The organism is Mycobacterium yunnanensis, assembly GCF_025823185.1.
GTDB lineage: Bacteria > Actinomycetota > Actinomycetes > Mycobacteriales > Mycobacteriaceae > Mycobacterium > Mycobacterium yunnanensis.
In genome coordinates, this window is sequence record NZ_JACKVK010000004.1 from 270,861 (window position 1) to 288,093 (window position 17,233).

Here is a 17,233-nt window from a genome sequence, read left to right on the forward strand (position 1 = left end):
CGGATGCCCAGCAGTATGCGGTCGCCGCGACGGAATTGGAACAAGTTCTAGTTCGAAAGGGGTATGCGGTAGCCTGACCCGTCATGGGACGCGTGGACGAAAAAGTTGCACTGATCAGCGGCGGGGCCCGGGGGATGGGCGCCGCGCACGCCCGGATGCTGATAGCCGAAGGCGCCAAGGTGATCATCGGCGACATCCTCGACGACGAGGGCAAGGCACTCGCCGACGAGCTCGGCGAATCCGCGCGTTACGTGCATCTCGACGTCACCGAGGCCGACCAGTGGGAGGCCGCCGTCGCCACCGCGGTCTCCGAGTTCGGCAAGCTGAACGTTCTGGTCAACAACGCAGGCATCGTGGCGCTCGGCAAGATCGGCAGCTTCGACATGGCCAAGTGGCAGAAGGTCATCGACGTCAACCTCACCGGCACGTTCCTCGGCATGCAGGCCTCCGTCGAGGCGATGAAGGCGGCCGGCGGCGGCTCCATCATCAACGTGTCGTCGATCGAGGGCCTACGCGGTGCACCGATGGTGCACCCCTACGTGGCGACCAAGTGGGCCGTGCGCGGTCTGGCCAAGTCCGCGGCCATCGAACTGGGCAAGTTCAACATCCGGATCAACTCCCTGCACCCGGGGTTCATCAGGACCCCGATGACCAAGCACTTCCCCGACGACATGGTGACCTCCCCGCTGGGCAGGCCCGGTGAGTCCGACGAGGTGGCGACCTTCGTGGTGTTCCTCGCCAGCGACGAATCGTCCTTCGCCACCGGATCGGAGTTCGTCGTCGACGGTGGACTGGTCACCGACGTCCCGCACAAGGACCTCTTCTGACCCGACCGGTCGTCTGATCTGCACATCGTCGACGCGCGCTGCCGCGCCGTGGGGCGCCATGCACAATGGGGGACCCCGGTTCGTCCCGTCGCTGCGCTCGCCCTAGCCACGTCACCGTGACGCACCCCCGCGCCAGGACGGAGTAGCCCCATCGCGCCCACGATGCGCCGCACTGCCGTCTTGGGCTTGGTGGTCCTGCTCGCCGTGCTCGTCCTCGGCGTCGGCGACGTCCCCCGCTTCGCCAGGCCCGAGCCGCCTGCCAGGGACGTCGCGCTCTCGGCCGGCTGGCAGCTCGCCTCGGCGCGCGACGTCACCGACGACGGCCCGTCGATCTCGACGGCGGACTACCGCACGACCTCGAGTCGGGGCCAGTGGCACGACGTCCGCCAGATGCCCGCGACCGTGCTGCAGGCCCTGCAGGCCGACGGCACCTACCCGAACCTGTACTACGGCAAGAACCTGCTCGACGAGGTTCCTCAGGACCTGTGGAAGCAGGATTGGTGGTACCGCACCACCTTCGACGCCGAAGCCGGGCACCGCACCTACCAACTCGACTTTCCCGGCATCAACTACCGCGCCCAGATCTGGCTCAACGGCCAACTGGTCGCCGACGACCGCGAGATCGTCGGCATGTATGTCGACCACGACCTCGACGTCACCGCGTGGATCCGCCCCGGGCAGCCCAACACCCTCGCCGTGAAGGTAACCCCGGAGCGGTCCCTGCAGGACGTCGACGGCGTCGAACTCGCCGACAGCTGGTTCGACTGGATCAACTGGAACTTCCTGGGCTACCGAGGACCCAACAAGAACCCTGCCAACGGCAACTCCTTCGTCGCCGACCGCAATGCCGGCGTGTGGAAACCGGTGACGCTGCGGATGTCCGGTGCGGTGGCGATCGCCGCGGCGACGGTGAATACCGAACTGCCGCTGCCCAATACCGACAGCGCCAGGCTGTCCATCTTCACCACCCTGCGCAACTTCTCGTCCGACCGCATCCGCGGCGTGCTGCGGGCCACCATCAGCCGCGCGGGCAAGCCCGACGTCGAGGTGGAGAAGCCGGTCAGCCTGGGCCCCGGTGAGTGCCGAGACGTGGAGTTCACCCCCGACGACTTCAGCCAGCTGACCGTCCAGCATCCGGATCTGTGGTGGCCGTACACGATGGGCGCACCCAATCTGTACGACCTGCGCCTCGAGTTCCGTCAGTTCGGCAGCGCGGTGGACGACACGCACCAGCGCTTCGGGGTCCGCACCGTCACCCAGTTCCGTGACGACGACGACCGCTTCCCGGAACTGGGCGCCGGCGGCAACTTCTACCTGCAGGTCAACGGGCGGGACTTCCTGGTCCGCGGCGCGACCTACACCCCGGACCTGTTGTACGCGTACGACCCGAACCGCGAGGACGCCATCCTGTCCTACGTTCGCGACCTGGGGCTGAACATGTTGCGGCTGGAGTCGAAGATCCCGGACGAGAACTTCGCCGAGAAGGCCGACGAGCTCGGCATTCCGCTGATGGTCGGCTGGATGTGCTGCAACCAGTGGGAGAAGTGGCCGCAGTGGGACGACGAGGACAACCGCGTCGCCCGCGACAGCCTGCGATCGCAGATCACCATGCTGCGCTCGCATGCCTCGGCCTTCGTCTGGGCCAACGCCAGTGACGGGCGGCCGCCGGACGAGGTGCGCGAGGACTACCACCAGATCTTGACCGACCTGCACTGGCAGAACGCCGTCGTCGACACCGTGTCGTCCTACGTCACCGACGCCAGTGGCGAGCGACTGTGGGACGGCATCCAGATGGCCGGGCCCTACACGTGGCGACCACCGTCGTACTGGTTCAGCGGCAAGTACCGCGCGGCCAGGGGCGCCTCGGCCGAGCAGGGCGACAACGAGCACATTCCGCCGTTCGCGAGCCTGCAGGAGTTCATCCCGCCCGACAAACTGTGGCCCATCAACGACTTCTGGTACTTCCACGCCGGTTCCAACCCCGACAACACCGCCCTGACGAGCACCCAGCTGGCCGTCAACCGGCGCTACGGCGCCTCCGGCAGCGCCTACGAATTCGCGCGCAAGGCGCAGCTCGCGCACTACGAGTCCACCCGGGCCCAGTTCGAGTCCTACGCCGCCCTGGGCTGGGCCGGGCACAAGATGACCATCTACTGGATGCTCAACAACCATTGGCCGTCGTTCTTCGGCAACCTGTTCGACTACTACCTGCGGCCCGGCGGTGCGTACTACGGCGCCAAGCAGGGGATGCGGCCACTGTCGGCGGTGTTCGACTCCTACGCGACCGGCGACCGCAGCCGAGCCAACGTCACCCTGGTCAACCAGACGCCCGGCGAGGCCAAGGACGTCCGCGTCCGGGTCCGCGTCTACGACCTGCAGGGCAGACTGCGCGACGACCAGACCAGCCCCACCCTGACCGTGGGCTCCGGGGACACCGCGCGTGCGCTGACCCTGCCCAGGGAGGCGCGGGACTCCCGGGTGTTCTTCGTGCGGTGCGAGGTCCTCGACGCCTCGGGCAAGGTCGTCGACGAGAACGTCTACTGGCAGTCCCAAGCCAACGACGACGTCGGCGACCCCGACGGGGACTTCGCCTTCGAACTGCATCAGGACACGTGGGCCGACATGACCCCGTTGAACTATCTGACCAAGGTGCCGTTGTCGGTCACCGCGCGCCGGGCGCCCGATTCCGTTGGCGCCGTGATGATCTCGCTGCGCAACCCCACCAAGCAGGTCGCCTTCTTCGAGCGCGCCGAGGTCACCGCGACCCGCGACGGCGACGAGGTACTCCCCATCACCTATGACGACAACTACGTGACGGTGTTCCCCGGTGAGACCGTCGACGTCCGCGCGACGCTGCCTGCGGGTTCGGCGCCTGCGGACTGGGTGCGCGTCACCGGGTACAACACCGCCCCGGTCGTGGTGCCGGTCTCGTGATGCGGCCGGGGGCGTAGCCACCAGGCCGTCGCGGCCAGGACAACGACGAAGGCCGCCACATAGGCCGCCGGAAGGACGACGTCCCATCGCCCGCCGGGCCGCAGCGACAACAGGCCGGTCTCCGGGGTGTCACCCGGCGCCGAGGTCACCCAACCGGCGAACACTCCGCAGAACACCCACGTCGCGACCAACGCCGCCCGGCTTCCCGTCACGTAGGCGAGGTGGACGACCAGCGGTACCAGCCACACCCAGTGGTGGCTCCAACTGAACGGTGACACCGCGGCCGAGGTCATGCCCACCACCGCCACCGCGAGCACCGCGTGCCCCCGTCGCCACGCCAGGACGGCCACCGTCAACCCGAGGAGGCCCAGGGCCACCGTCGCCGCAACCGCGGGTGCGCCGCCGAGGTGCAGCCGGATGAACAGACCCTTGAGGCTGGTGTTCGCGACGGGATCGCTGGTGATGCGGGCGACGTCGTCGAAACCGCCACGCAGCCAGAAGTAGGTGGAATCGCGGGGGAGGACCAGGAATCCGACGACGACGGTGGCGACGAACGTCGCCGTCGCCGTCACCGCGGCGCGCCGTCGACCGGTGAGGAACAGGAAGACGACGAACAGGGCGGGCACTAGCTTGATGCCGGCGACGATCCCCACGCCGACACCCGCCCACCGGCGCGTGTCCGGGCCGAGCAGGTCGGCGACCACGACCGCGAGGATCAGCAGGTTGACCTGCCCGAGTTGCAGCGACAGTCGCACCGGCTCGAGCCAGCAGAGAAGGCCCATCAGCAGCGCGCCAAGGCCCCACAGCTCCGCGGCCGTGCTCACCCCGAGTCGCAGCAGCGCCCGCCGGACCACGAAGACCATCAGCGCGAGGTTGCCCGCCAGCCCGACGACCTGTGCCGTCGCCGTCGTGACCAGGCTCAGCGGCACCGCGCACAGCGCCGCGAAGGGCGTGTAGTCGAACAGCAGCGTCCGCGGATTGCCGGTCAACCCGATCGAGTACAGGTCCGCACCCGCGAGCACCCGTTGCGCGCCGAAGCGGTAGACCAGCAGGTCTACCTGGGTGGCCACGCTTGGCCACCGCGCGTACAACCCGACGTACGCGATGAACGCGGCGAGGAGGACGACCGGTCCGTAGCGGCGCATCGACGCGTTCGCCTTGGTCGACATCCTGGCGAAGCTACCGAGACCCGCTGGACGGTTCCTGAAAGTCGGGGTGCCCGCACGGGACCGAATCGCAACCGGGAGGATGTCCCCATGAGCTCATCGGAAGAGGAGGTGGCGGTGACCACGACGGACCTCCGGTCAGAACTCGCAGAGACCACCGCCGCCGCGGGCTGGAACCGCCGCGTCGACGGCCGCGTGGACATCTACCTTCGCGGCGAGACCCGGGTGCGCGTCATTTGGCGAGGTGATGACGCCATCAGCGGGGGGTCACGGTTCCAGGAGGACAACTTGGAGACGTACTCGCGGGATCTGAACACGGTGAAGGGCTGGCTGGCCCGCTAACGGCCGCCCGGCGCCGGGCACGATAGGCCTGCAGCGCCGACGCCGCCACCGGCAGCGTGGACAACCCGGCGATCACGACGACCATCAGCTCGAGGTGGTCGTCGACGAAGGCCACGGTGCCCAGCTGGAAGCCCACCACGGTGAGGCCGGCTCCCCACAGCGCCGCCCCCACGACGTCGTAGAACACGAAGACGCGGTACCGCATCGCCGACGCTCCGGCGATGACGGGCATGAACGTCCGCACCACGCCGACGAAGTGTCCGATGACGATCGCCTTGCGTCCGTGGCGCGAGAAGAACGCCTGCGACGACGTCAGGTAGTGCTTCTTGAAGATGCGGGCGTCCTCCTTGGCGAAGATCGCCGGCCCAAGCCGCCACCCGATGAGGTACCCGACCTGTCCGCCGGCCACGGCGGCGAGCGCGGCGCAGGGCGCCAGCGTCCAGACGTCGACGGGTGCGTCGTCCTGCGCGGCCAGTAGGCCTGCGGTGAACAGCAGCGTGTCACCGGGCAGGAACGGACACAGCAGGCCGGTCTCGACGAAGACGATCAGCATGACCCCTGGCAGCACTGCCGAGCCGAACAGGCCGTCATGGCCCAGCCAGTACATCGGGTCCAGAATGGCGGGCAGGGCGCTGACCACCGACGTCGTCACAAGTGCCGACCGTAGCGGCCCGACATTGCCACCCGGCCAACGACGCCTGACCGCGCAGCGTCGTAATGTCTTACCTCGTGAGCGCACGCGCGGGAATCGTCGTCACCGGAACCGAAGTCCTCACCGGCCGTGTCCAGGATCGCAACGGCCCCTGGCTCGCCGACCGGTTGCTCGAATTGGGTGTCGAGTTGGCTCACGTCACGATCTGCGGTGACCGGCCTGGCGACATCGAGGCCCAGTTGCGCTTCCTCGCCGGTGAGGGTGTCGACCTCATCGTCACCAGCGGGGGGCTCGGACCGACCGCCGACGACATGACGGTGGCCACGGTGGCGAAGTTCTGCGGCCGGGACCTGGTGGTCGACGCGGCGCTGGAGGCCACCATCGCCGACATCCTGAAGACCATGATGAGCCGCTCGCAGTCGTGGGCCGGCGCCGACTTCGAGGCCGTGATGGCGGCCAACCGCAAGCAGGCCATGGTGCCGGTGGGGGCGGAGATTCTTCCTCCGGTGGGGACCGCGCCCGGGGTGGTGGTGCCTGGGTCGGACGGGCAGCCGACGGTGGTCGTCCTGCCCGGGCCGCCGCGGGAGCTTCAGCCCATGTGGGACAAGGCGATTGCTACCGCCGCCGTCCAAGAGGCGCTGGCGGGTCGCACGGAGTTCACCCAGGCGACGATCCGCATGTTCGGGCTGCCGGAGTCCGCGCTGGCCGAGACCCTGCGCGACGGCGAGGCTTCGATCCGCGACTTCGAGCGGCTCGAGATCACCACGTGCCTGCGGCGTGGCGAGCTGGAGATCGTGACCCGTTACGAGCCCGACGCCGCCCCGGTGTACTCGGACTTGGTGACGCTGCTGAGCGACCGGCACGGTGATCAGCTGTTCTCCGTCGACGGCGCCACGGTCGACGATCAGGTCGCCGCATTGCTCGCCGGCCGGACGATCGCGACCGCCGAATCGTGCACCGCGGGAATGGTTGCCGCCAGGCTCACCGACCGGGCCGGCTCGTCGAGCTACGTGGCGGGAGGGGTGGTCAGCTACTCCAACCAGGCCAAGATGGACCTGCTCGGCGTGGACGCCGACCTGCTGGCTGCTCACGGCGCGGTCTCCGAGCCGGTGGCCGAGGCGATGGTCGCCGGCGCCCTGGCCCGATTCGGCGCCGACACCGCCGTCGCGATCACCGGCATCGCCGGACCGGGCGGTGGCAGCGCCGAGAAGCCGGTGGGCACGGTGTGCTTCAGTGTGCGGCTCGCCGAAGGTCCGACCGTGACCAGGACCTTGCGGCTGCCCGGCGACCGATCCGACGTCCGCGAACGGTCGACGACCGTCGCGATGCACCTGTTGCGAAGCATTCTGCTGACTGCCGGCGACGCCGCCTGAGTGCCGATGACCTTCTCGCTCAGCGACTCCGAGCTCAACGATCGTCTCGATCGCCTGCCGGTGCTCGCCGGGCGAGAGCGCGTGGTGGAGGATCTCGTCGGCGGGCTCACCAACCGCAACGTGAAGATCACCACGGCCGATGGGGTGTACGTGGCGCGCTGCTCGGGCAGCGATTCGGAGTTGCTCGCCATCGACCGCGACGACGAATACGCCAACTCTCGAGCCGCGGAGCGGGCCGGGGTCGGCGCACCCGTCGTCGACTATCGCCCCGATCTCGGGATCCTGCTGATTGGCTATCTCGACGGCGTGACCCTCACCGCGGCGGACTTCGCCCGCGACGGGGTGATCGCCCGGGCTGCCATGGCGTGCCGGACGCTGCACGGCGGGCCCCGGTTTCGCAACGACTTCGACATGTTCGCCAGGCAGCAGGCGTACCTTCGCATCGTCGACCAGCACGGATTCCGGCTGCCGGACGGCTATCTCGACCTCGCCGACCAGTTCGCGGCGATCCGGGCGGCGCTGGATCGACCCGGGTTGGTCACGGTGCCGTGCAACAACGACCTGCTGGCGGCCAACTTCGTCGACGACGGTGAGAAGATCTGGTTGATCGACTACGAGTACTCCGGCAACAACGACCCGTGCTTCGAGCTGGGCAACATCTGGCGCGACAACGGATTGTCCCTCGACCAGCTCGAGGCGCTCGTCACCGCGTACTTCGGCCGGACCACCCGGCACCAATTGGCAAGGGCCAGGCTGCAGGGCACCGTCTCGCAGTACGGTTGGACGCTGTGGGGTTGCATCCAAAACGGAAGCAGCGCACTGGACTTCGACTTCTGGGAGTGGGCGATGCAACGCTACGACAACGCGGTGGAGGAGTTCAGGGGCCGCGACTTCACTCGCCTGCTCGACGACGCGGGAGCCACCGGACGAGAACGAGGAGTGACGAGTTGACCAGCGCCACCAGCATGCCCGACCGGGCGAGAGTCGTCGTGGTCGGCGGCGGCGTGATCGGCACCAGCGTGGCCTATCACCTGACCAAGCTCGGCGTCACCGACGTGCTCCTCCTGGAACAGGGCCAGCTGTCCTCGGGCACCACCTGGCACGCCGCGGGTCTGGTTGGGCAACTGCGGGCCTCGGAGAGCGGCACGCGGCTGGTGCAGTACTCCACCGAGCTGTATCGCGAACTCGAAGCCGAGACGGGCCTGACCGCGGGATACAAGCAGTGTGGCGGTGTGACCTTGGCGCGCACCGAGGATCGGATGATTCAGCTGCGGCGCACGGCCGCCAACGCGGCGGCATTCGACCTCGAATGCGACCTGCTCACCCCTCTGCAAGCCCTGCAGCGCTACCCCGTGATCCGCATCGACGATCTGGTCGGCGCCATCTGGCTGCCTGCCGACGGGAAGGCCAACCCGTCGGACCTCACCCAAGCCTTGGCCAAGGGTGCGCGAATGCGCGGCGCCCGAATCATGGAGCGCACCAGGGTCGTCGGCGTGAGGACCGTCGACGGTCGGGTCACCGGGGTCAGCACCGACCGGGGTGACGTCGAGGCCGAGATCGTCGTCAACTGCGCGGGCCAGTGGGCCAAGCAGGTCGGCTCGCTGGCGGGGGTCAACGTGCCGCTGCACTCCGCCGAGCACTTCTACGTCGTCACCGAACCGATCGTCGGCGTGCACCCCGACATGCCGATCCTGCGCGACCCCGACGGTTACACCTACTTCAAGGAAGAGGTCGGCGGCCTCGTCATCGGTGGCTTCGAGCCCGAGGCCAAGCCCTGGGTCAGTCCCGACGCGATTCCGTACCCCTTCGAATTCCAACTGCTGGAAGAGGATTGGGATCACTTTCAGATCCTCATGGACAGCGCCCTGTGGCGCATCCCCGTGCTCGAGGAGACCGGTCTGAAGAAGTTGTACAACGGTCCTGAGAGCTTCACCCCCGACAACCAGTTCATCCTCGGTGAGGCCCCCGAGGTCGCCAACTTCTACGTCGCAGCCGGTTTCAACTCCGTCGGCATCGCCTCGGCCGGCGGCGCGGGACGCGCACTGGCCGAATGGATCTGCAACGGATCGCCGACCACGGACCTCACCAGCGTCGACGTCCGCCGCTTCGCGCCGTTCAACGGCAACACCAGGTGGTTGCACGACCGAGTCTCCGAAGTTCTCGGGTTGCACTACGAAATCCCTTGGCCCAACCGGGAGATGACGTCGGCGCGGCCCTTCCGTCGCTCGCCGGTGCACCACCTCCTCGACGCCGCGGGCGCCAACTCCGGCAGCCGGATGGGCTGGGAACGGGCCAACTTCTTCGCCCCCGCGGGGGTGCAACCGGTCATCGAGTACTCGTGGGGCAAGCAGAACTGGCTGCCGTACTCTGCCGCCGAGCAGGTCGCCTGCCGCACCGCGGTCGCGGTGTTCGACCAAACGTCGTTCTCGAAGTACCTGCTCACCGGGCCGGACGCCGAGACGGCGCTGCAGTGGCTGTGCACCGCCGACGTCGCAGTCGACGTCGGGCGGTGCGTGTACACCGGGATGCTCGACGAACGCGGATGTTACGAGGCCGACGTGACCGTCACCCGCACCGCCGCCGACGAATTCCTGATCGTCAGCAGCGCCGCGACGACCGAGCGGGACAAGGACCACATCACCCGCAACCTCCCCGCCGGCACCCAGGCCCGACTGGTGGACGTCACGTCGTCGATGGCGGTGTTCGGCGTGATGGGTCCGCGCTCGCGCGACCTGTTGGGCAAGCTGACCGACGCCGACCTTGGCGACGACGCCTTTCCCTTCGGCACCAGTCGGCGAATCGGCTTGGGCTACTCCACCGTTCGTGCGACCCGCATCACCTACGTTGGCGAGCTCGGCTGGGAGTTGTACGTGCCCACCGAGTTCGCGGTCGGCGTCTACGTGGACCTGATGACCGCGGGCGCCGACGTCGGGGTCATGCGCGGCGGCTACTACGCCATCGAATCGCTGAGATTGGAGAAGGGGTATCGGGCCTTCGGCCGCGAGCTCACGCCCAACGACACGCCCGTCGAGGCCGGACTCTTGTTCGCCTGCAAGCTGGACACCGACGTCGACTTCCTGGGGCGCACCGCCCTCGAGAAGGCCGTCGCCGCGGTCGAGGCCGACGGTCATCGGCGGCGCGTCGTCGGCTTCCGCGTCGATGCTCCCGAGGCGATGCTGTGGGGCGGCGAGGTCATCCTGCGCAACGGCGAGGTCGTCGGGCAGGTGACGTCGGCGGCGTGGGCACAGACGACCGGCGCGTGCGTCGGCCTGGCCTACGTGCGGTCCGATGAACGGGCCAACGTCGACGCCGCCTGGATCGCCGACGGCGACTACCAGGTCGACGTCGGCGGCGACCGATATCCGGTGACGATGTCACTCAAGGCGCTCTACGACCCGGCCAACACGCGGATCAGATGAGCGGGGATCGTCACCTCGGCGGCCCGAAGATGGGTACCCGTTGACCAGGTCCCGGCAAGACAGGTCAAAGAACGCACGTCCTCAGATGGGAACGAACGGCTCGTGAAGATACTGCTCGACGACACGGAGATGGACGCTCAACTCGGGCGGACGATGATCGCCGTCTCGGCCAACGCCGCCGATCTCGGAGAGGTCATGACCACGGCGGCGCGGGTGGTCGACGGTGACTACGACTCCTGGTTCACACAGTGGTCGGCGACCGCCCAGGTTGCGCAAGATCTGGCCGAGGAGGCCTTGCGCGGCGGCCACGTCGTGACGGCCCGCAAGGCATTCCTGCGCTCCTCGGAGTACTGGCGGCAGTCGTACTTCTTCATCAGGCACGACCTCGACGACGAACGGCTGCAACGTGCGTGGCGCCGGCACCGCGAGACCTTCCGCTCGGCGGTGCCGCTGCTCGACTGCCACGTCACGGCCGTCGACCTCCCGTACGACGGTGTGACGATGACCGGGTATCTCTTCCGCCCGGCCGACGCCGACACCCCGAGGCCGACCATCCTCGCGCCGTGCGGAATGGACTCGACCGCCGAGTCCGGGTACGTCTCCACCGGATACATGGCGCTGCCTCGGGGGTACAACTTCTTCGTCTTCGAGGGCCCTGGGCAGGGCGGCACCCTCTACGAGCACCGGCGGCCCTTCCGCCCGGACTTCGAGGTGCCCTTCGCCGAGGCGTTCGACTGGCTATTGCAACAGGATGGCGTGCACCCGCACGCGATCATCGTGATGGGCCGCTCGTTCGGCGGATACCTCGGTCCGCGGGCCGCGGCGTTCGAGCCGAGAGTGGCCGCGCTGGTCGCCGATCCGGGGCAGTACGACTTCGCCTCCCGCATCGGTGCCTTCGCCGCGAGTCTCGGCTTCGCCGACGCCGACGACTTCCTGACCCGTCTGCTCGCCCGCGACGCCGATCTCGACGCCCGACTCGAGAAGACCGTCGACGGTCCCCGCAACGTGGAGTGGTACGGCGCCCGGATGGCGGCGATGGGAACGGCCACGGTGGGGGACTTCCTGCGCAAGCAGTTGACCTTCACCCTCGAGCACGTCGCCGCCGACATCAAGTGCCCGACGCTGCTCACCGAGGGCGAGGGTGACTTCGCGGCGCAGGGTGAGTTGCTGTTCGACAAGCTCACGTGCGAGCGACGCCTGACGACCTTCAGTGAGGCCGAAGGCGCGGGCGGGCACTGCGAAGGCCTCGGCAGCACCCTGTTCGAGGGCTACGCCTTCGACTGGGTCGACCGCATCCTGGGCCGCGCCCAGGGCTCGATCACGCCGCCCTAGTCACGACTCCGCGTCGAGGTCGTCCCACGACGTCGTCAGGCGGTCCAAGATCTCCTCGGCGTAGCCGAGGCCGGCGAGATGACTCTCACCGGGCAGCGCGTACAGCTCGGCGTCCGGCAACCGCGCCACCACGTGCTCTCCATGAGCGAACGGGATGATGTGGTCGGCGTCGCCATGCCACCAGCGCACCGGCACCTTGACCTCCTCGAGCCGAATCCCCCAGTCCCTAGCGAAGACGACGACATCGGCGAACGGCGCTGCCATCTGCTTGCGGCTCCCGTTGAGCAGATCGTCGAGGAACATGGCCTTGAACTCTGGCCGGGCGAGCAGTCGTCGGTCACCTACGGGCGACACGCGCCCGTAGGCGTCGACGGCTCGCTCGCCGAACGGCTTGACGAATCTGATCAGGCTGACGGCCGCCAGCCGTAGCGGCAGTCCGATGAAGGGCATCAGCGGGGCCATCACCGAGCCCAGCGCCATCGCGCCGCCACCGATGCGGTCGGGTCCGACTGTCGGCGCAACGCCGCCGAGCACGCCCACCGCCACCACGCGCTCGGGCATCGCCGCCGCACACGCCAGCGTGTAGGGGCCGCCGCCGGAGAGCCCGATGATCGCCATCTGGCCGATGCCCAGCACGTCGGCGATGGTCCGAAGGTCGTCGGCGAACGCCCGCACGTTCTCGTACTGGTGCGGCGTCGACGAGCCGATGCCGGGCCGGTCGACGCCGATCAACCGAATGCGGTGCCGTTCGGCGTACACCCGTGCCTCGACCGGGATCTGGCGGCGGGCGCCGGGGGTCCCATGCAGCCAGAACACGGCGCGGCCGAGCGGATCGCCGAACTCGGCGAAGCCGATTTGACGGTCGTCGCCGACGGCGACGTTGCCCTCCAGTCGGGGACGGGCGATGGGCTGAACCATCCTCGAAGTGTCGCATGCGGGTTTCGCCGAACATCCCGAGCGTTGGCTGCACGCGCCGACGCGGGGTGCGACAATCAGCGGCGATGAATGCCGTGCGTGTGGTCGTCGCCGACGACGACGTCCTCCTGCGGGAGGGCTTGGCGAGTTTGTTGACCCGGTCGGGTTTCGACGTCGTCGGTCAGGCCGGCAACGCGGTGGAGTTGCTCGACATGGTCGCCGACCGTCAGCCGGGGTTGGTGCTGACCGACATCCGGATGCCCCCGTCGCACGACACCGAGGGCCTCGACGCCGCCAAGTCGATCCGGGAACGGTGGCCTGAGGTCGCCATCCTGGTCCTGTCGGCGCACGTCGACGTCGAGCACGCGATGGAGTTGCTCGCCGGGGGCCACTCCGTGGGGTATCTGCTGAAGAGCCGCATCACCAACGTCGACGACTTCGTCGAGACCGTGGGCCGCATCGCCGGCGGCGCGTCGGTCGTCGACCCCGCACTGGTGCAGGAGCTCGTCACCGCCCGCCGCCGCGACGATCCACTCGAGGCGCTGAGCACCCGGGAGCGCGAAGTCCTGACGCTGATGGCCGAGGGACTGTCCAACTCGGGTATCGCCGGACGCATCTGGGTGACCGAGGGCACGGTCGAGAAGCACGTGCGCAGCATTCTGACGAAGCTGAATCTGCCGGAGACTCACGAGGAGCACCGCAGGGTGCGTGCGGTGATCATGTATCTCGACTCGTTGTGAGCGCCCGTCAGCGCCCCACCATGCGCCGGATCGCCGTGGGGGACAACGCGAACTTCGCCAGGAACCCGAGCGCCGAGCTCTCGGCGATCATCTCCGCGTAGTCCTGTTCGGAGTGTGTCGAGATGAGGATGACCGAGGGTGCGGGACCGTCCGTGGCGTGCAGGCGCTCGACGACGTCGAATCCGCTCTCGCCGTTGAGCTCGACGTCGACGAGGGTGACGTCGGGGTGTAGGTCGGAGTAGCGGGCTACCGCCTCGTCGGCCGTGCAGGCCACCCCGACGACGTCGATGCCGGCGCGTTCCAGCATGTCGGTGGCGGCGTCGCGGAAGTCGGAACTGTCGTCGACGATCAAACAGCGCATCGCGACCCCCTGGAGAACGGCATGACACGACCTTCTCAGGTCGCCAGTCCCGAGGCATTGCTGCTAGCCGGAAAGTTCCCTGTGAAGGCATTACGATCCGGGGCGATGACCGAGCGCCCGACCACAGCAGACCACCAGCAGGACGCGTGGTTGGGCGACGTCCGCCGTCGGCTCTTGACCACGTTCCTTCGCCCGACCGCGCGCCCGTTGGGGTGGGGAATCGTCGTGGCGGCTGGGCTCCTGCTGGTCGAGACGCTGGTGGTGCGCTACCTGACGAGGGTGGCCCCGGAGAATGCCTTCGGCGCGATCTTCCTGCTCGGGGTGCTCGTCATCTCTGCGGGCTGGAGCTTCGGCTTGGCCATCGCGACGTCCATTGCCAGCGCGCTGGTCTGTCTATCTGTCGTTCCACCTCGACGGCATCACGGCCGCGCTGACGGTGTTCCTGCCGGTGGCTCTGTTGACGAACGTCCTGGCGGGCCAGGCGCGGTTGCGCGCGCTGGAAGCCGAGGAACGACGACGCGAGGCCGCCGCGCTGGCTACGCAGCAGGCCGCGTTGCGCCGGGTGGCGACCCTGGTGGCCCGCGGCGCGGAACCGTCGGCGGTGTACCCGGTGACGGTGACCGAGTTGGCGCGGGGCCTGGACGTCGAGCACGTCACGCTGGTCCGGTTCGACGCCGACGACCTCTGCACGGTGCTGGCGACGCACGACCGGCCGGGTCGCGAAAGGCTCCTGGTGGGGGAGCGCATGCCGATCGACGGCGACAGCATCACCGGCCGGATCCGCTCGAGCGGTAGTCCGGCCCGGGTCGACGACTACTCGGTGCTGACCGGGACGATCGCCTCCCGCATGCGCCGCCTCGGGATGAGGTCGGCCGTTGGGTCACCGGTGAGCGTCGACGGCACGGTCAAGGGCGCGTTGATGGTGGGCTCGGGGCAGGACGGGCCGTTGCCGGAGGGTACCGAGGACCGCGTCTGCGACTTCGCCGACCTCGTGTCCACGGCCGTCTCCAACGCCGAGACGAAGGCGGAGCTGAGGGCGTCGCGGGCTCGCGTCGTCGCGGCGGCCGACCAGGCGAGGCGGCGTTTCGAACGCGATCTCCACGACGGCGCCCAGCAGCGGATCGTGGCGCTGGGCCTGGGTTTGCGCACCATCGAGGCGTCGGTACCTGCCGAGGACGTCACCGTGCGCAACCAGCTCGACAACGTCATCAACGGCTTGGCCGACCTGTACGCGAACCTCCAGGAACTTTCGCGCGGAATCCATCCGGCGATCTTGTCCAAGGGTGGATTGGGACCGGCGCTGCGCGCGCTGGGGCGTCGGTCGGTGGTGCCGGCCAGCGTCCGGGTCGACCTCGACCGCCGGTTCCCCGAGCCCGTGGAGGTGGCCGCGTACTACGTGGTCGCCGAGGCCATGACCAACGCCGCCAAGCATGCGCAAGCGCAGGGGATCACCATCCAGGTCGGACTCGTCGACGACGCGCTGCGCATCGAGGTCGCCGACGACGGCGTCGGTGGCGCCACGGCCGACGGCGGTGGATCCGGCCTGATCGGTCTGCGGGACAGGGTGGAGGCGGTGTCGGGCCGGCTCGAGGTCAGCAGTCCGAAGGGGGAGGGCACGACCCTGACTGCGACCATTCCCGTGCCGCCAGAGGAGCTGGCCCCCGCCGCGGCGAGTTAGCCGACCCAGCCGGCGGGGCGCCTGTCGGCCCACGGCATCGCGGTCTCGAGCTGGGCCGCCACCTGAAGAAGGACCGTTTCGTCGGGCGCCATCAACTGGACGCCAATGGGCAGACCCGTCGTCGTCGTCCCGAGCGGAAGTGAGACGGCCGCCCAGCCGGTGACGTTGGCCATCGTGGTCCAGCCGGTGGTGGCGAACTCGACGTCGAAGAACGCCCGCGTGGTCCCGCGCGGCTGGTTGAGCAACCCGTACGGCGGCGGGGGAGTCAGCAGTGTCGGCACGAGCAGCACGTCGTGGGCCGTCATACCCGCGGCGAAGCGCCGCGTCTGGGCGTGCACCGCCCCAATCGCCTCGGCGTACGCCACACCGGTGGTCTCGAAGCCCTCGCGCATCATCACCCAGCTGCTGGGCTCGAAGTCGTCTTCGGTGGGTTCCCGGCCCAGCACCTGCGCGCCGAAGGCATGCAACTGGGCGTTGCTGACGGTGTGCAGGACGGCGATCGCATCGGCGACGGCGTCGGGGTCGAAGCTCGGCGCCCCCGAGTCGACGTAATGCCCGAGGTCGGTGAGGACGGTGGCCACCGCCTCGACTGCGGCGATCACCTCCGGATCGGTCGGTGGGCCCGGGAACGGGGAGTCGGTGGTGGTGAGCACCCGCACCCCCGTCGGCGGCCGGGTGATCGCCGTGAGGAACGGCATGTCGGGCCGCGCCACGGTGTACGGGTCGCCGGTCGCGGACCCGGCGATGACGTCCAGCAGCGCCGCGCTGTCACGGACGGTCCGCGTCAGGGCGTGCCCGTTGACCAGCCCCTCCATCCCTTGACCGCCGTCCGGGGCGAACGAGCTGCGTCCGCGCCGGGGTTTGAGGCCGACCAGCCCGCAGCACGACGCAGGCACCCGGATCGAACCGGTGCCGTCGCCGCCGGACGCCGCGGGCACCACCCCGGCGGCCACGGCGGCCGCGGAACCTCCGCTCGAACCGCCGGGGGTGACGTCGGGCGACCACGGGTTGACCGTGGGGCCGAAGACGACGGGCTCGGTGGTGCAGTGGTTGCCCCATTCCGGGGTGTTGGTCTTGCCGAACACCACCAGGCCGGCGTCCAGGTACCGCTCCACCACCCAGGACGACTCGGTCGGGACGTAGCCGCGCAACGCCCGCGACCCCATCACCTCGGGCGCTCCCGCGAGGGACGCGCCCAGATCCTTGAGCAGGAACGGCACGCCGGCCAGCGGGCCGAGTTCCCCGGAGCGCAGGGCGCCGGAGTCGTCGAGTGCCGCCGCCTGCCGACGTCCACGGTCGACGAGGTCGGTCACGACGGCGTTGAGACCGCGGGCCAGCTCGAGTCGGATGACGGCGGCATCCAGTAGTTCGACGGCGGTCAACTCACCCGCGGCCAGGAGTTCTCCCTGCCCGAGTGCGTCCAGCGATGCCAGGTCACGAGCGCGTTGCGTATCCATTGGCTCGAATCCTCAAGCCTGGCATCGCTTTCGGCAA

The 17,233-nt window shown here is 68.9% G+C and carries 12 protein-coding genes and 1 pseudogene; 8 read left to right on the top strand and 5 right to left on the bottom strand.

The window, feature by feature from the left end:
- Window positions 1–83: 83 nt before the first annotated feature.
- Both H7K45_RS06685 and H7K45_RS06690 read left to right on the top strand, forming a co-directional pair.
- Complete coding sequence (locus H7K45_RS06685; RefSeq protein ID WP_263994994.1) at window positions 84–827, top strand: glucose 1-dehydrogenase; 744 nt, start codon at window positions 84–86, stop codon at window positions 825–827.
- Window positions 828–989: 162 nt separating this feature from the next.
- A complete protein-coding gene (locus H7K45_RS06690) occupies window positions 990–3,761 on the top strand; it encodes a glycoside hydrolase family 2 protein (protein ID WP_263994995.1) in 2,772 nt (923 codons plus the stop codon).
- A gap of 281 nt (window positions 3,762–4,042) precedes the next feature.
- On the opposite strand, the pseudogene H7K45_RS06695 reads toward H7K45_RS06690, so the two are convergent.
- A pseudogene (locus H7K45_RS06695) lies at window positions 4,043–4,930 on the bottom strand (glycosyltransferase 87 family protein); the annotation flags it as partial.
- A 253-nt stretch (window positions 4,931–5,183) separates the two neighbouring features.
- Window positions 5,184–5,876 (bottom strand): DedA family protein, encoded by a 693-nt coding sequence (locus H7K45_RS06705; protein ID WP_263995092.1) that lies wholly within the window; start codon window positions 5,874–5,876, stop codon window positions 5,184–5,186.
- A gap of 122 nt (window positions 5,877–5,998) precedes the next feature.
- Between H7K45_RS06705 and H7K45_RS06710 the strand changes: the two genes are divergently transcribed.
- The 4 genes from H7K45_RS06710 (at window position 5,999) to H7K45_RS06725 (ending at window position 12,045) form a co-directional block, all read left to right on the top strand.
- On the top strand, window positions 5,999–7,294 hold the full coding sequence (locus H7K45_RS06710) for a competence/damage-inducible protein A (protein WP_263994996.1): 1,296 nt from the start codon (window positions 5,999–6,001) through the stop codon (window positions 7,292–7,294).
- 6 nt (window positions 7,295–7,300) lie between these two features.
- Window positions 7,301–8,245: a choline kinase family protein gene (locus H7K45_RS06715; RefSeq protein WP_263994997.1), complete on the top strand. Its 945-nt coding sequence runs from the start codon at window positions 7,301–7,303 to the stop codon at window positions 8,243–8,245.
- 14 nt (window positions 8,246–8,259) lie between these two features.
- Window positions 8,260–10,713, top strand: a complete 2,454-nt coding sequence (locus H7K45_RS06720) for a GcvT family protein (protein WP_263995093.1) — start codon at window positions 8,260–8,262, stop codon at window positions 10,711–10,713.
- A gap of 102 nt (window positions 10,714–10,815) precedes the next feature.
- On the top strand, window positions 10,816–12,045 hold the full coding sequence (locus H7K45_RS06725) for an alpha/beta hydrolase family protein (RefSeq protein ID WP_263994998.1): 1,230 nt from the start codon (window positions 10,816–10,818) through the stop codon (window positions 12,043–12,045).
- On the opposite strand, the gene H7K45_RS06730 is transcribed toward H7K45_RS06725, so the two are convergent.
- A complete protein-coding gene (locus H7K45_RS06730) occupies window positions 12,046–12,963 on the bottom strand; it encodes an alpha/beta fold hydrolase (protein ID WP_263994999.1) in 918 nt (305 codons plus the stop codon).
- Window positions 12,964–13,046: 83 nt separating this feature from the next.
- Between H7K45_RS06730 and H7K45_RS06735 the strand changes: the two genes are divergently transcribed.
- Window positions 13,047–13,700, top strand: a complete 654-nt coding sequence (locus H7K45_RS06735) for a response regulator (RefSeq protein ID WP_263995000.1) — start codon at window positions 13,047–13,049, stop codon at window positions 13,698–13,700.
- A 7-nt stretch (window positions 13,701–13,707) separates the two neighbouring features.
- On the opposite strand, the gene H7K45_RS06740 is transcribed toward H7K45_RS06735, so the two are convergent.
- The gene (locus H7K45_RS06740) at window positions 13,708–14,061 is read right to left on the bottom strand and encodes a response regulator transcription factor (protein ID WP_263995001.1); all 354 of its coding nucleotides are present in this window, start codon (window positions 14,059–14,061) and stop codon (window positions 13,708–13,710) included.
- A 373-nt stretch (window positions 14,062–14,434) separates the two neighbouring features.
- On the opposite strand from H7K45_RS06740, the gene H7K45_RS06745 reads away from it, so the two are divergent.
- The gene (locus tag H7K45_RS06745; protein ID WP_443677446.1) at window positions 14,435–15,739 is read left to right on the top strand and encodes a GAF domain-containing sensor histidine kinase; all 1,305 of its coding nucleotides are present in this window, start codon (window positions 14,435–14,437) and stop codon (window positions 15,737–15,739) included.
- Here the strand turns inward: H7K45_RS06745 and H7K45_RS06750 are convergent.
- The gene (locus tag H7K45_RS06750) at window positions 15,736–17,196 is read right to left on the bottom strand and encodes an amidase (protein WP_263995002.1); all 1,461 of its coding nucleotides are present in this window, start codon (window positions 17,194–17,196) and stop codon (window positions 15,736–15,738) included. The two genes, H7K45_RS06745 and H7K45_RS06750, sit on opposite strands and share 4 nt — an antisense overlap.
- Between the last annotated feature and the right edge of the window lie 37 nt (window positions 17,197–17,233).